The organism is Monashia sp. HAY1-2A (assembly GCF_056755315.1).
In genome coordinates this window covers 1-16881 of record NZ_JBNDHY010000100.1, presented here as the reverse complement: position 1 = coordinate 16881, position 16881 = coordinate 1, and the positions used below count along the sequence as shown (strand labels likewise).

The following is a 16881-nucleotide window of genomic DNA, read 5'->3' as shown; positions in this document are numbered from 1 at the left end:
CCGCTCTCTCCACTCTCTCTTCCGGTATACCCCCCCCCCCCCCCCCCCCCCCCCCCCCCCCCCCCCCCCCCCCCCCCCCCCCCCCCCGCTGCTCGCCGACGGCACGGACGTCCCGGCTGCCGTCGCCGAGCTCACCGGGGGCGGCAGCCACGTCGCGGTGGACGCGGTCGGCAGCGAGCAGACCTGCGCCGACGCCGTCCTCAGCCTGCGGCGCCGGGGCCGTCACGTCCAGGTGGGCCTGCTGCCCCCTGTCGACGGGCACCCGCGCGTCCCGATGGCGCGGGTCATCGGCTGGGAGCTCGACCTGCTCGGCAGCCACGGCATGGCCGCCGCCGACTACCCGGGCATGATCGAGCTCGTCGAACGCGGTCTGCTCCAACCGCAGCGTCTGGTCGAACGGACCGTCGGGCTGGAGGAGGCCGCCGCCATGCTCCCCGGGTTCGACCAGGCGACCGTCGCCGGCATGACGATGATCGACCCCAGCCGCTGACCCCGCGGGGCCGACGCGTGCCACGGAGCGCCTGGGGCACTGCGTTGCACTGCGGTGCACTGCGGCGGCTCGGGCCGGCAACGAGCGTGACGCCTACGCGAGGATCCGCCGCAGCGTGTCGACCGGGTCGCGGGTCTGGAACAGGTCCCTGCCGACGCCGACGGCCGTCGCTCCTGCGGCCAGCCACGTCGGCACGTCGGCGAGGGGGATGCCGCCGGTGGGCACCACGCGTGCCCCGGGGCAGATCGCCAGCAGGGAGCGCAGGAAGCCGATGCCGCCGACGTGAGCCGGGAAGAGCTTGGCCACGCCGCCGTGGCCGGCCGAGGCCAGGACCTCCCCCACCGTCATGCCGCCCTCCATGAAGGGGACACGTCCGGCGAGCTCCGCACGCACGGCCGGGGCCGGGCAGGGAGAGACGAGGAAGTCGGCGCCCGACTCGACGGCGGTCCGTGCCTGGTCGGCTCGCAGCACCGTGCCGAGGCCCACCATCAGCTGCGGATGGGCCGCCCGCACCTCGCCCAGTGCTGTCGGCCAGCCCGCGGTGGTGGCCGTCAGCTCGACCATGGTGAGCCCCGCGTCGACGCACCGTGCGGCGGCGTCGACCGCCTCGGCAGCGGTCGACGTGCGCAGCACCGGGATGACCCGCGCGTGAGCCACCTTCTCGGCGAAGCGCTCCTCGACCTGCACCGCTTCCTGCTCATCGCGTTCCATGGGTCCTCGCTCCTTCCTCCGCCATGGCCGCGAGCTGCTCGCGCCCGACGTGGATGCCGTGGTCACCGAGCTGCTGCAGCACCGCGCCGGCCAGGCCGTGGCCCCATCGCAGCGCGGCCTCCGGCTCCCGGTCCAGGCTGCGGGCGGCCAGGTAGCCGGCCGCGAAGGCGTCTCCGGCGCCGACCGGCTCGACCACCTCGACCCGGGGGGCCGGGACCGAGACGACCTGCGACCCCACGAAGGCCACCGCCTCGTGGGGGCCGTCCTTGACGACGAGCTCTGCAGGTGCGGGCAGCACCCGGCGCACCTCGCCGGCGTTCGCGCACCCCCAGATCTCGGCGGCCTCGTCGAGCCCCACGAACACGGTGTCCGCCTCCTGGGCGAGAGCCATGAGGACGTCGCCCGCGGTGACGGGATCCCACAGCGCCGGGCGGTAGTTGACGTCGAACGACGTGTGCACCCGGTGCGCCCCGAGGAGGTCCTGCACGAGCGCCAGGCAGTCCGCCGACAGCGCAGGGGTGATGCCGGACAGGTGCACGTGCTCCACGCCGTGGAGGGCCGGCGCGGGCACGCGCCGGTAGGTCGTGGCCGCGGACGCGCTCCGGTAGTACCGCATGGTCGTGACCGTCCCCGTGAGGTCCTTGACGTACACGCCGGTGACGCGGTCGGGATCCTCCTCCAGGTACGTGGCGTCGACCCCTGCGTCCTCCAGGGTCCGCCTCAGCCTGCGCCCGAAGGCGTCGGAGCCGACCCTCCCGGCGAAACGCGTGGGGACGCCGAGCCGGGCGAGATGGACGGCGACGTTGAGCTCCGCGCCCCCGGCGGAGACGACGAGCTCGTCAGCCGACTCGAGCGAGGCCCCCGCCGGGGCGACGAGGGAGATCAGCGCCTCGCCGACGCACAGGACGGCGCCCATCACGGGGCCTCCGTCGCCGGACGGCCACCGGGCGCCGCTCGCCGGGCCTGCAGTGCTGCGGCCACGGCGTGGAGGGCGAGGCCCTGTCCCCACAGCTGCGGCCGGTCGTCGCGGATGACGCTGTAGCCGAAGGGGACGAGCTGCAGCACCGTGCCGGCACTGACACGCGTCAGCGCACCGTCGTCGACGTAGGCCAGGGACCCAGCCACGGCGCGCCAGCCCGCCGCCCCGACCGCCTCGGACAGCCCCGGCACGACCGCGACCGCACGCAGCATGGCGGCACCGAGCCCCGCCGCCGCGGACGTCTCGAGGATCCCGGCGTTCTCCGCCTGGTCGTCGACGAGCACGCTCCACACGCCGTGCTCGGGCTGGCACGCCGTCAATGCGTCCAGCTGCCGACCGAGCCGGCCGCGCACGGCGGCGACCGTCCCGGCATCGGCGAGGTGGGGTTCACGGTCCGCGATCTCGAGGTACTCGACCGCCGACAGCGCCATCCAGGCGTTGGCCCGGCCCCAGAAGCACCGCACGGGACGACCCAGGTGGGAGCCGTGGACGAACAACCCGGTCTGCTCGTCCTGGAGGATCTCGGCGTGGGCGAGCCACTGCCGCCCCAGCTCCGACACCAGCGCCGGCTCGCTCCGCGCGACGCCGAGGTGCCCGAGGAACACGCCGCCCATGAACACCGTGTCGGCCCAGACGCCGTCGGGCCAGTGCTCGATGGCACCGTTGGCGGCCCGGGTCACCGCGGGAGAGGCCCGCAGCCACCCGAGCAGGCGGTCCGCGAGCGCGGCGCTCGACGGCCGCCCGTCGAGCACTGCCGCCGTCCCCGGAGCGAGGTGGTTGACGTGGTCCAGGACGACCTCGCCGACGGCCCGCTCGTCGAGCCAGGCCCGCACCCGGGGTGGGAACGGTCGTCCCGCGGCGTCGGCGAAACGGATGAGGCCGAGCAGGCACACGCCCTCGCCCCAGAAGAAGTCGGGCAGCCCGTCGCGCCAGGTGCGCTCCTCGATCTGCTCGCCGAGCCGGACCAGCGCCGCGGCGTCGAGGCCGGGTCCCGCCAGCGGCGGCCGCGGCGCAGCGGCGAGGCGGCTCGAGGTGAGGTCATGCCCGGCCATGACCGGCCCCCCGGGTGTCGAGCAGGGACGCCTCGACGCCACTCTCGGGGTGGGTCCGACGGCCTCGGTCGTAGTCGATGACGAGCCGTTCGCCCTCCCACTCGACCTCGAGCCGGTCCGCGCCGAGAACCTGCCGGCAGGCGGGGTTGTCCAGGTGCGGAGGATCCTCCGGGGTCCCGTCGACCCCGAGGGAGGTGTCGCGTCCGTCGACGACGAACGCGGTGTCCCACCCGAGCTGGAGGGTCCGGCCGTCACGGGACGTCCACGTCACCGTAGGGTTCCTGCGGCTGCTGTCGAAGACCGGGTCACGCAGCGCGGCAACGAAGTCCGCGAAGCTGCCGTCGACCGCTCGACGACCCACTGTCGCGACGTAGGCGGTCCCGTCACCCACCGGCCACCAGCACTGCCACGCCTCGTCGCCCGTGGTCTGGGGGGTGAAGCCCCCGGCCGTGGCGACCGCGACGTAGCCGTCACCGACCCGTCCCACGAGCCAGGGTCCCTGCTGCTGCCACTCGTCGAAGAGGTCGGCGGGGAACCACAGGTGGGTGGTGCCGAACCTGTCGTCGTCGGGGATGCGGTGCAGCACGAGAACGGTGTCCCGGTGCTGGTGGGCACGCGGCAGGACCCGCTGCCCGGCCCAGGCGCTCGGCCGGGCCGAGGACCCGATCGTCGATGCCGCAGGATGCGTCGCGAACACCTGGACCTCCGACCCGAGCGTCGCGCCCCAGACGTGCTCCTGCAGGCCCGGGAGCCCGGCGCGGTAGTCCTGCACGCTCGAGAGCATGGCGTCGGGCGTGCGCCACACCCGGAGGTCCGACCCGTACGGGCGGGCGAGCAGGTCATGGTGCAGGCGGTACTCGCCGCGGTAGACCTGCCGGCCGTCCCACCCGTCGGGCTCGGCGCGGGCGACGGACCGGATCACCGGCGGCATCGTGTAGTGGCGAGCCGTGGCGAGGACCGTCGCCGGGAGGACGGCGTCGTTGAGGGCGCCGACTCCCCACAGCAGCACCATGATCGGCGCGGTCTCCTCGAAGCGGGCCGATCGAAGGGTGTGCGTGTACGAGCGACCGTGCGCGGCTGCGTGCACGCCCTGCCACGAGTTCGTGGCCAGGGTCAGCAGGACCTTGTCGAGCAGCGCCTCGGCAAGGAGCCTCAGCTCCTGCGACCTCGCGAGCTCGACAAGCGAGACGAGCGCGAAGCAGTCGATGGCGAGATAGGCGTTCGAGTCGAACTCGCTGAACCCGCCGGCGAGCTTGCGACGCATCCACTCCTCGGCCAGAGGCGCGGCATGCTCGGCGTGCTCGCGTCCGGTCCAGCCGGAGTTGGTGAACGTCTCGTCGGCGAACATCTCGCCGACGAGGAGCTCGGCGGTGTGCCAGACGAACTGGTGGTTCTCGGTGAAGTAGCACATGGCGTCGAGACCCGGCTGGTCGATCCAGTACTTGAAGCCGGTCAGCGCACGGCGGACCCTGTCGCGGTCGCCGTCGCGCCACGACTCCTCGGGCAGCCGGTGCCACAGGTGCACCAGGCCGACCGCCTCGAAGTCGGCACAGTCGTACCGGGCCCCGATCATGCGCAGCGGTGTCTCGAGGTCGGCCGAGTCGACAGGACGGTCCGGGTCGAGCGCGTGCCGGGCGAGGGCGCGGGCCGACCCCGGCACGGCCGCCGCGCTGTGGCGCAACAGCCGCTCGCGCCAGGCGTCCGGCGTCTCGTCGGGGGCGTCCACCCGGGGGACTTCCGCCAGGGAGGCGACGCGGGCCGTGCGACACACGGGGACGTCGTCGCGGTCGACCCGCAGCGTCAGCTCGGTCTCACCGGTGCTGAGCATCGACGCCGCGCCCTCCGAGTCGGCCCCGTGGGGCTGGGCGAGGTCGAGGACCGCGCTCCCCCCGTCGAGCACGAGCGTCCTGTCGGGCCCTCCGGACACCGAGGCGCGCAGCCTGGCACCACGGGGACCACTGATGCGCGTCGTCCCGTCCCTGCTGGCCCACGGCCCCACCGCGAGGGACTCGAGCAGCTGCTCGGCGCTCCGCGAGGCGTGCTCGTCCGCGCCGGGCGACGGGATGACCACGCGCACCGGGAGCCCGTCGACGCGGACCGACACGATGTGCCGGCACTCCCGGAAGGCCACCTGCCAGGTGGCGACGTGCAGGGTGGTCGTCCCGGACTCGAGACGGACCCGCACGCGGTGGGAGATCGGCTCCATGTAGCTGAACTCGTCCGTGCGCAGCACCGGCGAGCCGTCGACGAACGCCACCACCGGACCCGTGCTCGCGATCTCGAGGTCGCGGTACTCGGCCTGGTCGACCTCGAGCGTCGTGGCGCAGACGGAGTGCCGGTACTCGGGCGTGAAGCAGAACCGGCTCCAGTCGACGAAGCCGTCGGCGCCCGTGTGGACGCGCTGCCACCGTCCCGTCGACGCGGCGTCGGCGTGCGAACGGGTCCACGTGAGCGCACCGCCTTCGACCACGGTCGGCAGCGGCTGGTCGGCCAGTAGCGGGTGGAGCGCGTGCAACCGTCGCTTGAGCGGCGCGACGTCGGGACCGTTCGTCAGAACCCACCTGCCGTCGGGGCCCCACGGGCTCCCCTGCGCGTCGAGGAGCTGCCCGAGATCGTCGCACGGCGCGCTCCAGGCGGGGCTCACGAGCCAGTCCCGGATGAGGCCCCGCTCGTCGAGGGTGTGCACGGTCCGTCCCGGCGGCGTGGCCGGTGGGTCGGTGGGGATCACTTGATGGCACCTTGGGAGAGTCCGGCGATGATCTGCCGCTGCAGCAGCAGGAAGATGACCACGATCGGCACGATGGTGACGACCGAGACGGCGAGGATCTGGTTGAACGGGATGGCCTGCTGGCTGGCGAACCGGGCGATGGCCACCGGGATGGTCTGCTTCGACTCGTCCTGCGCGACGATGAGCGGCCACAGGAAGTCGTTCCAGCGCCAGATCACCGAGAAGATCGCGACGACCGCGAGCGCGGGACGACTGAGCGGCAAGATGATCCGCCAGAAGATGGCCCACTCCCCCGCGCCGTCGACACGTGCCGCCTCGATCATCTCGTCGGGGAGGGTCAGCATGTACTGCCGGAGCAGGAACACGCCAGTGGGCGTCGCGGCCGGCGGGATGATGAGCCCGAGCAGGGAGTTGGTGAGCCCGAGCGAGGAGACGACCTGGTACACCGGCAGAAGGATCACCTGGAGCGGGATCATGATCGTGGCCAGCGTGATGAGGAAGAACACCGTGCGGCCCCGGAAGTTGTACTTGGCCAGGGCGTAGGCCGCCATCGAGTTGATCGCGAGGGTGAGAACGGTGGCCGCCACGGTGACGATCAGGCTGTTCGTCAGGTAGCGGCTGAAGTCGAACGCCTGCAGGCCGCTCGTGTAGTTGTCGACCGTAGGGTTCTGCGGCCACAGCGTCGGTGGCGTCTGCGCCAGCTCCTCGGCGCTCTTGAACGAGGAGAGGGCAGCCCACACCAGTGGGGCGACGACGACCATCGCGCCGGCGACGAGCAGCGTCGTCCGCACGACGGTGCTCGTCGACGGCGGCCGGCCCGACGTCGATGTCCACGCCGACGGCCTCCGCTCGGGAGCGCGCGCCGCGGTGTCGGCGGCGGTGAGGGTGCTCGTCATATCGCATCGCTCCTTCGCCCGAGGACGTAGTTCGCGAACGTCACCGCGAACACCACGACGAAGAGGATCACCGCGGCCGCGCTCGCGAGACCGTACTCGATCGGGTAGCTGAACCCGTTCTCGTAGATGTACTGGACCATCAGGGTCGTGGCGCTCACGGGGCCGCCACCGGTGAGCGTGAAGATGAAGTCGAAGGACTGGAAGCCGGCGATCGTCGCCAGGATGATGACGACCATCAACGTCGGCCGCAGCAGCGGCAGGGTGATGAGGCGGATCGCCTGCCATGGGGTCGTGCCGTCGATCCGGGCCGCCTCGTAGAGCGAGCCGTCGATCGACTGGAGACCCGACATGAGGATCATCGCGTAGAAGCCGAGGTGGATCCATGTCCCCACGATGACGATCGCGACCATCGCCAGACCCGGCTCGACGAGCCAGCCGGGCTGGCCGAGCCCGACGGCCGACAGCGCCTGGTTCACCATGCCGCGCTCCCGGTCGAAGGCCGCCCTCCAGACGATGCCCACGACCACGGGCGAGATGACGATCGGCAGGAAGTAGGCCGCGCTGATGGCGCCGCGCCCCCGACGCTGGGCGTTGATCATCAGCGCGAGGGCCATCGCCAGGACGGTGGAGACGAGGACGAAGCCGACGGTGAAGACCACGGTGTGACGAACCACCGCCCAGAACTCCTCGTCGCTGAGGATCGCCCGGTAGTTCCCCGTCCCGACCGGTTTGAAGGTCCGGCCGTTGCTGCTGTCGTAGAAGCTGAGGTTGAAGCCGTTCGCCGCCGGCCAGATCGTGAAGACCGCGAAGATCAGCATGTTGGGCAGCAGGAACAGGTAGGGCGCGAGCCTGCGGGTGTTGAGTCGCCCTCGTGGCGGCCGTTCCCGGGCAGGAGCGGAAGCGGTGGTCGTCATTTCGCGCCCTGGATGGCCTTGTCGATCTCAGCGGACAGGTTGGTGACCGCGGTGGCCACATCCTGCTGACCGGCGACCACCTTGTCCGTCTCGGCGACCAGCGCCTTGCCCGCGTTCGAGAACGCCGGGTCGAAGCCCGCCGGCCAGGTGTCCTCTGGCGTCTGGCTGATCTGCGAGAGGAACACCTTCATGTCGGCGTCGTGGGTGGGGTAGTCGACACCCTTGTCGGTGAGGTCCTTCCGGGTGGGCAGCCAGAAGGCCGTCTTGTCGATCTCGGCCTGGTTCTCGGCCCGGTTCATCCACTGGACGAAGGCCGCCGCGAGGACCGGCTCCTTGCTGTTCTTGAACGCCACCATGAACTTGCCTCCGGGGAAGCCGCCGCAGCGCTCCTCGCACGGGTTGGGCACGGCGGCCCAGCTGAACTTCGCACTCGCGGCGAAGGCGCCGACCTGCCACGGGCCGGAGAGGTAGACCGGGACCTGCTTGGCCAGGAAGATCTCGTTGGCACCCGAGTACTTGCTCCCCGAACCCAGCCAGAAGTCCTTCGGCGAGGCGTTGCTCTTGACCAGGTCGGTGAAGAACGTCAGCGCCTTGGTGGCCTTCGCCTTGTCCAGGGCGTTCGTGCCGCCCTTGCCGATCATGACGGTGCCGTACTGGCTCAGCACCGTGCTGAGGCGGTTGCCGGACTTGTCGATGGCGACGGCGTAGGGCATCTGGTTCGCCGCGGCCACCTTCTTGGCCGAGCTCACGAGCTCGTCCCAGGTCCACTTGGCCGGTACGGCGACGCCGGCCTTCTTGAAGGCGTCCACATTGATGAAGGGCCCGTTGACCGTGGCGTCGCTCGGCACGGCGTACATGTGACCTGCGGCGTCCTGGGCGGTGCCGGCGGCGCCGGTGGAGAACTCCGACGCGTAGTCGCTGCCGAAGTACTGCTTGAAGTCGACGGCATCGTCCACGTAGGGGTGCCAGTCGGCGACTCGCGCGACCTCGGGGGCGTTGCCGCCCGACAACCGCGCCTGCAGCGAGGTGTTGATGTCGGCGAACGGGACGATCTGCAGGTTGACCTTCGCCCCGGTCTCCTGCTCGAACTTCGCGATCGCGTCCCTCGTCGCCTTCTCGTCAGGCCCGTCCGTGAAGTACACGTACGTGAGGGTCTTGCCCTTGAAGCTCTTGAAGTCCACCGTCGCGGGGGCGCTCTGCCCGCCGGAGGAGCTCTCCGCGGTTCCGGGCGCACACGCCGCCAACGTGACCGCCAGCGCCACACACGCCAGGCCTCCGATCGTGGTCTGGGCTCGCATCTGTCCTCCACCTCTCTGTGGATGTCTCTCGGGGCCGTCCGAGCCGCTGCCGTTGGCTCTGGCGCACTCCACTGGTCACGTGCATACTGGTGCCTATTCCGCTGGAAGGGAAGTACTTCCCGTCAGGCGGGAAGCCATCCGGACTCCCGAAGGAAGCGCACATGACTGACGTAAGGCTGGCCACCCACCCGTCCGAGCTCGACGCGATGACGACATCGGACCTGCGTGGCCGGTTCCTCGTGGAGGACCTCTTCGCCCCGGGCGAGGTGCGCTTCTGCCTGAGCCACTCCGACCGGGTGCTGATCGGCGGTGCGGTGCCCGACGGCAACGTGCTGACCGTCACCGCGCCGGACGAGATCCGTGCGCAGAACCTCTGCGACCGGCGCGAGCTCGGCGTGGTGTGCCTCTCCGGCTCGGGCGCGGTCGTCACCGACGGCACGACCCACGAGCTGGACGCCGAGGACATCCTCTACGTCGGCGCGGGGACAGGCACCGTCGAGCTCTCCGGAGAGGCGACGTTCTACCTCGTCTCCGTACCGGCCCACCGCCCCCTTCCCACCACGCTCGTGCCGCGCGAGGAGGCCGACACCGTGGAGGTCGGCGACGACGCGGCAGCAAGTCGTCGCACCATCCGCAAGTACGTCGCGGGAGGCCGGGTCGAGTCCTGCGAGCTGGCCATCGGCATCACGACGCTCGAGCCGGGCAGCGTGTGGAACACCATGCCGTGCCACACCCACGACCGGCGCACCGAGATCTACCTGTACTTCGGCCTGCCCTCGAGTGAGCGCGTCATCCACCTGTGCGGTCGGCCGCAGAGCACGCGCAGCATCGTCGTCGCGGACCAGCAGGCGGTCATCAGCCCGCCGTGGTCGGTGCACTTCGGGGCGGGCACCGCGCCGTACAAGTTCGTCTGGGCGACCGGAGGGGAGAACCTCGCCTACGACGACATGGACCCGGTGGCCACGGAGGCCCTCTCGTGATCGAGTCGATGTTCGGGCTCTCGGGGAAGGCGGCCCTCGTCACCGGCGCCGGTCGAGGGATCGGGGCGGCCGTCGCGAGAGGGCTCGCCGCGGCAGGCGCCGACGTGATCCTCTGGGGCCGTAGCGAGTCCGGCCTGCGTGAGACGGCCGACGCGTGCTCGCAGCTGAGTCGGAAGGTGACCACCGTCTCCGGGGACCTGTCGGACCCCCGCGCAACGGCGACCACCGCGCGCGAGCTGGCCGCGGAGCAGCGCATCGACATCCTCGTGAACAACGCCGGGACCATCTCGCGGGCCCCCGCCCTCGACGTGGACTACGCGGACTGGCGCGCCGTCCTCGACACCAACCTCGACTCGGCCTTCGTGCTGGCCCAGGTCGTCGGCGCCGGCATGGTCGAGCGCGGGGCGGGCTCGGTGATCAGCACCGCGTCGCTGCTGTCCTTCCAGGGCGGAATCAACGTGCCGTCCTACACCGCGAGCAAGCACGCCCTCGTCGGCCTGACCAAGGCCCTCGCCAACGAGTGGGCCGACCGCGGGGTGACCGTGAACGCGGTGGCGCCCGGGTACATCAGCACCGACAACACCACCGCCCTGCGCGAGGACCCCGAGCGTGAGCACGCCATCCGCTCCAGGATCCCGGCGGGGCGGTGGGGGACGCCGGACGACGTCGTGGGAGCCGTCGTGTTCCTCGCCGGTCCGTCGGCGAGGTACGTCACGGGCCACACGCTCGTCGTCGACGGCGGGTGGTTGGCGAGATGACCGGGCCACGCGCAGGCGCGGTGCCCGGAGCGTCGGCCGTCGACCGGACGGGTGCGGTCGCCAAGGTCGTCCGCGTCGTGGAGGCCCTCACCGAGCACTCCGGGGTCTCCGAGATCAGCAGGTCCACGGGCCTGTCGACCTCCACGGTGCACCGCATCATCCAGGAGCTCGTGGCCCTCGGATGGGTTCGCGGCGACGGCGAGCACGGCTACCTGCCGGGCGTGGGGCTGCTGACCATCGCCGCCAGAGCGGACTTCGAGGCAGGCATGCCCCTCGTCGAGCCGATTCTCAAGGGGCTCAGGGACGCCACGACACACACCGTCCACTTCGCCCTGCGCCAGGGGGATCTCGCGGTCTACGTGGCCAAGATCGAGGGTCTTCGCGCGTACGAGATGCGCAGCCGCGTGGGGCTGGCCATCCCGCTGCACAGCACCGGCATCGGCAAGGCGCTGCTCGCCGGACTGCCGGAGTCGGAGGTCCGTGCGCTGCTCGAGCGCTCCGGCATGCCCCCGATGACGCCGAGGACCATCACCGACCCGGACGCCATGATCCAGCACCTGCACTCGGTCTCCCGGCGCGGCTACGCGATCGACGACGAGGAGAACGAGGAGCACACCCGATGCATCGCAGCCGTGGTGCGCGACCACCGAGGTGCCGCGATCGGTGGGATCAGCATGTCCGCCATGGCCTTCGAGATCGACGAGAAGCGAGCCCAGCAGCTCGCCCCGCTCGTCATGGCCGCGGCGCGCAACGTCTCCCAGGCGCTCGGACACCGCGGCGCCGGTGACCTGCCCGGCGCCCAGCGCACGAGGTAGCCGGCGATGGCGGAGTTCGTCGGTGCGATCGACCAGGGCACGACCAGCACGAGGTTCATGGTCTTCGACCATGCGGGACGGGTCGTGGCCTCGCATCGGGCCGAGCACGGACAGCACATGCCACGGCCCGGCTGGATCGAGCACGACCCCGTCGAGCTCTGGCGCGACACGCGGACGACCATCGAGGTGGCGCTCGAGGGCGCCGGCCTGACGGCCACCGACCTTGCCGCCGTCGGGATCACCAACCAGCGGGAGACCACGCTCGTCTGGGACCGACTGACGGGCAAGCCTTTTCACAACGCCATCGTCTGGCAGGACACCCGCACCGACCGTATCGCCGCCGAGCTGCTGCGTGACGGCCGCGGTGACGTCATCCGGGAGCGCACCGGCCTGCCGCCGTCGGCGTACTTCTCGGGGGGCAAGCTCCAGTGGCTGCTCGAGAACGTCGACGGCCTCCGCGCCGCGGCCGAGTCCGGGCGAGCCCTGTTCGGGACGGTCGACACCTGGCTGGTGTGGAACCTCACCGGCGGACCTTCGAGCGGGTCACACGTCACCGACCCCACCAACGCGAGCCGCACCATGCTCATGGACCTTCGGACCCTCGACTGGGACGAGGAGCTGCTGGGCTTCTTCGGCGTGCCGCGACGCATGCTGCCCGAGATCCGCCCGTCCGCAGACCCGGCCCACCACGGCACCACGTGCGTGGACGGGCCCTTCCGTGGTGCCGTCCCTGTGGCCGGAGTCCTCGGGGACCAGCAGGCCGCAGCCGTGGGCCAGCTGTGCTTCGACCCGGGCGACGCGAAGAACACGTACGGCACCGGGAACTTCCTCCTGCTCAACACCGGCCGCGAGATCGTCCGCTCCGTGCACGGTCTGGTCACGACCGTCGCCTACCAGCTGGGTGGCGATGCCCCCGTCTACGCGCTCGAGGGCTCCGTGGCGGTGACCGGCTCTGCCATCCAGTGGCTCCGGGACCAGCTGGGCATCATCGGCGACGCCGCCGAGACCGAAGCCCTGGCCGGCAGCACGGCGGGCACGGACGGGCTGTACTTCGTCCCCGCCTTCTCGGGCCTCTTCGCCCCGCACTGGCGACCGGACGCCCGGGGCGCCATCGTCGGGCTGTCCCGGTTCCACACCCGCGCCCACCTGGCCCGCGCTGCGCTCGAGTCCATCTGCTACCAGTCCAGGGACGTCGTCGCGGCGATGGAGCAGGACAGCGGGATCACCCTCGGCACGCTGTGGGTCGACGGCGGCGTCACCGCCAACGGTTTCGCCATGCAGGCCCAGGCCGACATCCTCGGGATCCCGGTGACCCGTCCTGCCGTCGCCGAGACCACCGCGCTGGGTGCGGCCTACGCCGCCGGCCTGGCGACGGGCTTCTGGTCGGGGACCGACGAGCTCAGGGCGAACCGCCAGGAGTCCCGGTGCTGGCTGCCGACCTGGACCGCGGAGGAGCGGGCCGACGGATACCGCCTCTGGCACAAGGCCGTTCAACGAACGCTCGACTGGGTCTGAGCGCGATGAGGAGAAGATGATGCAGTCTGAGAACGCAGCGCTCGGGCCCCGGCAGCGGCGTGATGCGCTGGCCCGGCTGGCCGTGCAGGAGTTCGACGTCGCCGTGGTGGGAGCCGGTGTCGTCGGGGCGGGGATCGCCCTGGACGCCGCCACCCGCGGGCTGTCCGTCGCGCTGCTCGAGGCCCGCGACTACGCGTCGGGCACCTCCAGCCGGTCGAGCAAGCTCATCCACGGCGGGCTGCGGTATCTCGAGCAGCTCGAGCTCGGCCTGGTCCGTGAGGCGCTGAGGGAACGGTCCCTCATCCTCAACCGGCTGGCGCCCCACCTCGCTCGCCCCGTCCCGTTCCTCTACCCCCTCCGGCACCGGGCGTGGGAGCGTGTGTACGTCGGCAGCGGCGTGGCGCTCTACGACGTGCTCGGTGGCCGGCACGGCGTCCCGTCCCACCGGCACCTGACGCGCGCCGGCGCCCGGGCCCTGTTCCCGTCGCTGCGTCGGGACGCCCTGGTCGGAGCCGTCCGCTACAACGACGGGCAGGTCGACGACGCACGCCTCACGATGATGCTGGCGCGCACCGCCCACCAGTACGGCGCGGTCTGTGCGCCGAGCACCCGGGTCACCGGCTTCCGGCGCGACGGAGACCGGGTCACCGGCGTCGTCGTGAGCGACCTCGAGGGCGGCGGACGGATCGAGGTCCGTGCCGAGCACACGATCAACGCCGCCGGTGTCTGGACCGACGAGATCCAGCAGATCGTCGGAGGGCGAGGACAACTCCGCGTCCGCGCGTCCAAGGGCATCCATCTCGTCGTGCCGCGTGACCGCATCGACGCCACGGTCGGCCTCATCAGCCGCACCGAGAAGAGCGTGCTGTTCGTGATCCCCTGGGAGAACCACTGGATCATCGGGACGACCGACACCGACTGGGACCTCGACCTCGCGCATCCCGCAGCGAGCCGGTCGGACATCGACTACCTCCTGGACCAGGTCAACCGGCTCCTGACGACCCCCCTGACGCACGACGACATCCAGGGCGTGTACGCCGGCCTGCGCCCCCTGCTGCAGGGCGAGTCGGACGCGACCAGCCAGCTGTCCCGGGAGCATGCGGTGGTCACCCCGGTCGACGGCCTGACCATGGTCGCCGGGGGGAAGTACACCACCTACCGCGTCATGGCCAAGGACGCCCTCGACGCTGCCCTGCGCCCCCTCGGGCCGGCGGTCCCCGCCTGCGTCACCGAACAGGTCCCGGTCATCGGCGCCGACGGCTTTGCGGCCCTGTGGAACTCACGGCATCGCCTGGCCGCACAGTCGGGCCTGCACGTGGCGCGGATCGAGCACCTGCTGCACCGCTACGGGACGCTGGTCCACGAGCTGCTCCGGCTCGTCGCGGACCAGCCCTCGCTCGGCCGTCCTCTGGAGGGTGCGCCGGACTACCTGGCCGTCGAGGCCCACTACGGCGCGAGCCACGAGGGCGCCCTGCACCTCGACGACCTGCTGGCTCGACGGATGCGCATCAGCATCGAGACGTTCGACCGTGGACTCGACGCGGCACCCGAGGTCGCGCGGATCGTCGCGCCCGTCCTCGGCTGGTCCGACGACGACATCGCCCGCGAGATCGAGCACTACCGAGCACGTGTCCTTGCGGAACGGGAGTCGCAGCAACAGCCGGACGACCACACCGCGGACGCCGCCCGCCTCGGCGCCCCCGACGTGCGCCTGACCGTGGGGCGCCTCGGGCAGGCCGGCCCGGCCCTCTCGCGGGGTCCACGCTGAGGCGGCCGCCCCTGCCGGCCGGAGTCAGGCCGGCTGGGTCACCAGCATCCGCCCGCGCACCTCGCCGGCCGCGAGCAGCGAGCCCATCCGGCTCGACTGCTCCTCGGCCGCCTGCCAGCGGGGGTCGCCCCCGTGGCGGCGTTCGAGCTCGGCCTGGACGGTCGCCGTCGCCTCCTCCCAGTCAGCGGGGAGCGCGGCGAAGTCGTCGGTCCACCCACTGGCCACCGCCCGGAGCGACGCTCGGTCGAGCAGCTCGTCGAGGGCCTCGACGGTGGGAAACGTGTTGCCCTCCGGCGGTTCCAGGCCGAGGTCTCCGGGGTGGGCGGCGCAGTAGACGACCAGACCGAAGCGCGCCTCGCGCCGCAGCACCCGCCGGATCTCGGCCAGGTACGCCGGCTGGTCGTCGACCGTGCACAGCACGCCGAGACTCCACCCGGTCCCGATCACGCCGCTCGCGATCGGCAGCCGGCTGCCTGCCTGGATCGCCGGTAGGCCGAACAGGGACCGGGCCGCCCGACAGGCTCCCGGCTCGGGGTCGGTGAGCACGGGACGGACGCCGGTCTCCCGCGCCGCGAAGGCGGCCGGTCCACCCACGCCGGCCCCGCAGTCCAGGAAGACCTCGTCGGGTTCGGGCCGCAGGTGGCCCAGCAGCCAGCGCAGGGCACCGGGACTGCCACTGCCGCGACAGCCGGCGGGGATGCGGTGGGCGGGGTCCAGCCCCGCGACGACGTCCGCGGTCCACGCCGCGACGGTGTCGAACTCGGCGTCCATCGAGTCGGCGGAGTCGCTCACCCCCGGACTCCCTTCGCCGTTCGGACCCGTCGTCCGATCTCGGCCTGGATCTCGGCGGCGGCCTGCACGCCGTGCGCCGACGCGAGCCCGGAAAGGTTCACCCCGGCGACGCCCGGCAGCCCCAGCAGGTTGACGGCCTCGTCCACGGCAGCCGCGATGCCGGCCTCGACGGGGTCGTCGGCCGTCAGTACCTTCTCCAGGCGTTCCGGTGCGATCTGCAGGCCGGGCAGGGCCGCGAGCACGGCCGCGGAGCGGTGGTCGGTGAACACGACGACCGAGGCGATCACCGGCATGCGCAGCCCGGCCGCCTGAGCCGCGTCGAGGAACCGGCGGAGCTCCGTCGCCGTGGCCACGTGGTTCAGGACACCCACGCGCGCACCGACCCGCTGCTTGTGCACCAGCCTCAGGGGCCGCAGGTCCACGGGGCGGGCCGCAGGCGTCTCCGCAACCGCCGCGCACAGCCCCGACGAGGCGGCCAGGGCGGCCAGCCGGGTGCCGTCGAGGTCGAAGATCTGGGTCACGTCGGGGCGGACGTCGAACGCCCGGCCGTCGCCGGTCACGCACAGGACCGTGGCCAGCCGGTCCAGGGCGAGGGCGTGCAGCTCCTGCTCGAGGCTGACGCGGTTGCGGTCCCGGCAGGCCAGGGTCACCCAGGGCACGACGCCGGCGTCGGCGATCAGACGGGCCAGCGTGCTCGGCGGGAAGTCGGGGCGGTCCTGGTGCTCGCCGACCAGGACCGCGTCGCAGCTCGGCGCGAGCAGCCGGGCCGTCGAGCGCAGCGTGTGCGCGTCGGCCGGTGGCACGCTCAAGTCGGTGAGGACCATCGGCACCCGCAACGCGTCGGGCGGGTCCGGGGAACGGTCGAGGGATGCTGCGCCCAGGCCGACGACGAGGTCGTCCGAGGGGTCGGTCAGCCGGTCGAACACGCACGGCGCCGCGACCATCTCGCAGTCACCGTCGGTCCGGACACCGCCGCAGGGCCCGTACACCATCCGCTTGGGGCAGCCGGGGGCCGGCCGCTGAGACGACAGCTGCACGCCTCACAGACTGTCAGGTCCGATGCCGACACGGCGGCGGCAGCATGGGACGAGGGCCCGGAAGGGTTGCCGAACAAGCGCGCGAGCGGCGCGCGGTGCGGGGTCCTGACGCTGTCTCTTATACACATCTGACGCTGCCGACGACGGA

The 16881-nt window shown here is 72.1% G+C and carries 15 protein-coding genes; 6 read left to right on the top strand and 9 right to left on the bottom strand.

Features of this window, described 5'->3' with window-relative positions; all coding sequences use genetic code 11:
- A partial coding sequence (locus ACPYOM_RS14880; protein ID WP_481346558.1) for a zinc-binding dehydrogenase occupies window positions 1-490 on the top strand: 490 nt, incomplete at its 5' end.
- Between the two features lie 93 nt (window positions 491-583).
- On the opposite strand, the gene ACPYOM_RS14875 is transcribed toward ACPYOM_RS14880, so the two are convergent.
- Genes ACPYOM_RS14875 through ACPYOM_RS14845 form a run of 7 tightly spaced genes read right to left on the bottom strand, consistent with a single transcriptional unit; the run spans window position 584 to window position 9068 of the window.
- A complete protein-coding gene (locus ACPYOM_RS14875) occupies window positions 584-1201 on the bottom strand; it encodes a bifunctional 4-hydroxy-2-oxoglutarate aldolase/2-dehydro-3-deoxy-phosphogluconate aldolase (protein ID WP_481346557.1) in 618 nt (205 codons plus the stop codon).
- Entirely contained in the window at window positions 1188-2117 is a 930-nt protein-coding gene (locus tag ACPYOM_RS14870) for a sugar kinase (protein ID WP_481346556.1), read from the bottom strand. Before ACPYOM_RS14870 ends, ACPYOM_RS14875 begins: the two co-directional genes overlap by 14 nt.
- A complete protein-coding gene (locus ACPYOM_RS14865) occupies window positions 2117-3232 on the bottom strand; it encodes a glycoside hydrolase family 88 protein (protein WP_481346555.1) in 1116 nt (371 codons plus the stop codon). Before ACPYOM_RS14865 ends, ACPYOM_RS14870 begins: the two co-directional genes overlap by 1 nt.
- Window positions 3219-5960: a hypothetical protein gene (locus ACPYOM_RS14860; protein ID WP_481346554.1), complete on the bottom strand. Its 2742-nt coding sequence runs from the start codon at window positions 5958-5960 to the stop codon at window positions 3219-3221. The genes ACPYOM_RS14865 and ACPYOM_RS14860 overlap by 14 nt, the downstream gene beginning before the upstream one ends.
- Window positions 5957-6856, bottom strand: a complete 900-nt coding sequence (locus ACPYOM_RS14855) for a carbohydrate ABC transporter permease (RefSeq protein WP_481342964.1) — start codon at window positions 6854-6856, stop codon at window positions 5957-5959. Before ACPYOM_RS14855 ends, ACPYOM_RS14860 begins: the two co-directional genes overlap by 4 nt.
- Window positions 6853-7770, bottom strand: coding sequence for a carbohydrate ABC transporter permease (locus ACPYOM_RS14850; RefSeq protein WP_481342965.1), 918 nt, complete (start codon window positions 7768-7770; stop codon window positions 6853-6855). The genes ACPYOM_RS14855 and ACPYOM_RS14850 overlap by 4 nt, the downstream gene beginning before the upstream one ends.
- Entirely contained in the window at window positions 7767-9068 is a 1302-nt protein-coding gene (locus ACPYOM_RS14845) for an ABC transporter substrate-binding protein (protein WP_481346553.1), read from the bottom strand. Before ACPYOM_RS14845 ends, ACPYOM_RS14850 begins: the two co-directional genes overlap by 4 nt.
- A gap of 161 nt (window positions 9069-9229) precedes the next feature.
- On the opposite strand from ACPYOM_RS14845, the gene kduI reads away from it, so the two are divergent.
- From kduI to ACPYOM_RS14820, 5 genes are read left to right on the top strand one after another with little or no spacing between them, the layout of a single operon-like run.
- Window positions 9230-10048, top strand: a complete 819-nt coding sequence (gene kduI / locus ACPYOM_RS14840) for a 5-dehydro-4-deoxy-D-glucuronate isomerase (RefSeq protein WP_481346552.1) — start codon at window positions 9230-9232, stop codon at window positions 10046-10048.
- Complete coding sequence (locus ACPYOM_RS14835) at window positions 10045-10806, top strand: SDR family oxidoreductase (protein WP_481346551.1); 762 nt, start codon at window positions 10045-10047, stop codon at window positions 10804-10806. The genes kduI and ACPYOM_RS14835 overlap by 4 nt, the downstream gene beginning before the upstream one ends.
- The gene (locus tag ACPYOM_RS14830) at window positions 10803-11621 is read left to right on the top strand and encodes an IclR family transcriptional regulator (RefSeq protein WP_481342969.1); all 819 of its coding nucleotides are present in this window, start codon (window positions 10803-10805) and stop codon (window positions 11619-11621) included. Before ACPYOM_RS14835 ends, ACPYOM_RS14830 begins: the two co-directional genes overlap by 4 nt.
- A 6-nt stretch (window positions 11622-11627) precedes the next feature.
- Entirely contained in the window at window positions 11628-13136 is a 1509-nt protein-coding gene (gene glpK / locus ACPYOM_RS14825) for a glycerol kinase GlpK (RefSeq protein ID WP_481346550.1), read from the top strand.
- A 19-nt stretch (window positions 13137-13155) separates the two neighbouring features.
- Window positions 13156-14904 carry a glycerol-3-phosphate dehydrogenase/oxidase gene (locus ACPYOM_RS14820; protein ID WP_481346549.1) on the top strand — a complete coding sequence of 583 codons (1749 nt, stop codon included), beginning with the start codon at window positions 13156-13158 and terminating at the stop codon, window positions 14902-14904.
- Between the two features lie 24 nt (window positions 14905-14928).
- Here the strand turns inward: ACPYOM_RS14820 and ACPYOM_RS14815 are convergent, their stop codons facing one another.
- Window positions 14929-15696, bottom strand: coding sequence for a class I SAM-dependent methyltransferase (locus tag ACPYOM_RS14815; RefSeq protein WP_481346548.1), 768 nt, complete (start codon window positions 15694-15696; stop codon window positions 14929-14931).
- Window positions 15693-16733, bottom strand: coding sequence for a methylenetetrahydrofolate reductase (locus ACPYOM_RS14810; protein ID WP_481346547.1), 1041 nt, complete (start codon window positions 16731-16733; stop codon window positions 15693-15695). Before ACPYOM_RS14810 ends, ACPYOM_RS14815 begins: the two co-directional genes overlap by 4 nt.
- Window positions 16734-16881: the final 148 nt, after the last annotated feature.

What these genes read in the sequence shown, in the direction of transcription:
- glpK (WP_481346550.1), top strand. Translation starts at nt 11,628, where the DNA reads ATGGCGGAGTTCGTCGGTGCGATCGACCAGGGCACGACCAGCACGAGG.
- ACPYOM_RS14820 (WP_481346549.1), top strand. Translation starts at nt 13,156, where the DNA reads ATGCAGTCTGAGAACGCAGCGCTCGGGCCCCGGCAGCGGCGTGATGCG.
- ACPYOM_RS14830 (WP_481342969.1), top strand. Translation starts at nt 10,803, where the DNA reads ATGACCGGGCCACGCGCAGGCGCGGTGCCCGGAGCGTCGGCCGTCGAC.
- ACPYOM_RS14855 (WP_481342964.1), bottom strand. Translation starts at nt 6,856, where the DNA reads ATGACGAGCACCCTCACCGCCGCCGACACCGCGGCGCGCGCTCCCGAG.
- ACPYOM_RS14870 (WP_481346556.1), bottom strand. Translation starts at nt 2,117, where the DNA reads ATGGGCGCCGTCCTGTGCGTCGGCGAGGCGCTGATCTCCCTCGTCGCC.
- ACPYOM_RS14845 (WP_481346553.1), bottom strand. Translation starts at nt 9,068, where the DNA reads ATGCGAGCCCAGACCACGATCGGAGGCCTGGCGTGTGTGGCGCTGGCG.
- ACPYOM_RS14850 (WP_481342965.1), bottom strand. Translation starts at nt 7,770, where the DNA reads ATGACGACCACCGCTTCCGCTCCTGCCCGGGAACGGCCGCCACGAGGG.
- kduI (WP_481346552.1), top strand. Translation starts at nt 9,230, where the DNA reads ATGACTGACGTAAGGCTGGCCACCCACCCGTCCGAGCTCGACGCGATG.
- ACPYOM_RS14865 (WP_481346555.1), bottom strand. Translation starts at nt 3,232, where the DNA reads ATGGCCGGGCATGACCTCACCTCGAGCCGCCTCGCCGCTGCGCCGCGG.
- ACPYOM_RS14875 (WP_481346557.1), bottom strand. Translation starts at nt 1,201, where the DNA reads ATGGAACGCGATGAGCAGGAAGCGGTGCAGGTCGAGGAGCGCTTCGCC.